Source organism: Tsukamurella conjunctivitidis (assembly GCF_007858475.1).
GTDB lineage: Bacteria > Actinomycetota > Actinomycetes > Mycobacteriales > Mycobacteriaceae > Tsukamurella > Tsukamurella conjunctivitidis.
This window is the reverse complement of sequence record NZ_VIGX01000056.1, coordinates 1-894: the sequence shown is the minus strand read 5'-3', so window position 1 is coordinate 894 and position 894 is coordinate 1. Positions and strand designations below refer to the sequence as shown.

The following is an 894-nucleotide window of genomic DNA, read 5'->3' as shown; positions in this document are numbered from 1 at the left end:
GGTCGGGACGCAAGGCCGAGCTCCAGGCTCTCACCGAGGAGGCCATCACTCGGCTGCGCATGACCGGAGAACCGCAGCGCCTGGTTCCCATGAACCCCTTCGAACGCAAGGTCTGCCACGACGTGGTCTCGGCAGCGGGGCTGGTCTCGGAGTCCGAGGGTGCGGAGCCCAACAGGCGCGTGGTGATCCTTGCCGCGGGTTCACAGGAGTCCGATGACCAGGAGGTTGAGGTCTCCGAGGAGACGTCCACGGTGGAGACTGACGTGGCCGGTGCCGAGGCGCAGGGAGACGGGACGCAGGTGGCCGATACCGAGGGCACCCAGGACGTGGACGTCCAGGAGTGAGCGGGCCTGATCCGAGCGCCGGCGCACTGGACGATGCTCAGCCCCGCGACAGCGCTGACTCCGGCGCAGCCGCCCTCCGGACACCCGGTGAGGCGGACACGGTGGAGGAACAGAAGGGTGCACAGAATCCGGACGCGGCGGAGTTCGATGCAGAGTCGACTGCCGGGACACGGGGAGAGCACGTCCTGGAGGAACCGGGTTCCGGCGTGGCGGAACTCTTCGGACTCTCCTTCCCTGCGGTCCAGGAGTTCGCACGCATGCTGGCTGAGGAGGGCGAGCTCCGGGGTCTGATCGGTCCCCGTGAGCTGCCGCGCCTGTGGTCCAGGCACATCGTCAACTCAGCCGCCGTCCTGGACTTCCTGCCCCGAAAGGGGCAGGTGCTGGACGTCGGTTCCGGGGCGGGATTCCCGGGAGTCATCATTGCCATCGCCCGTCCGGACCTGGATGTCCACCTGGCAGAGCCCATGCAACGTCGCTGTGAGTGGTTGGCCGATGTCGTCGCGGCGTTGGATCTCGACAATGTGACCATCCATCAGGCACGGGCGGAGGA

At 67.7% G+C, this 894-nt stretch carries 2 protein-coding genes; both read left to right on the top strand.

From position 1 onward, the window contains the following. Window positions 1-344 (top strand): R3H domain-containing nucleic acid-binding protein (locus FK530_RS24310; protein ID WP_331456370.1); only part of this gene is annotated, 344 nt, incomplete at its 5' end. A gap of 101 nt (window positions 345-445) precedes the next feature. Further along, the coding region (locus tag FK530_RS24305) for a 16S rRNA (guanine(527)-N(7))-methyltransferase RsmG (RefSeq protein WP_231706781.1) at window positions 446-894 on the top strand (449 nt) is incomplete at its 3' end.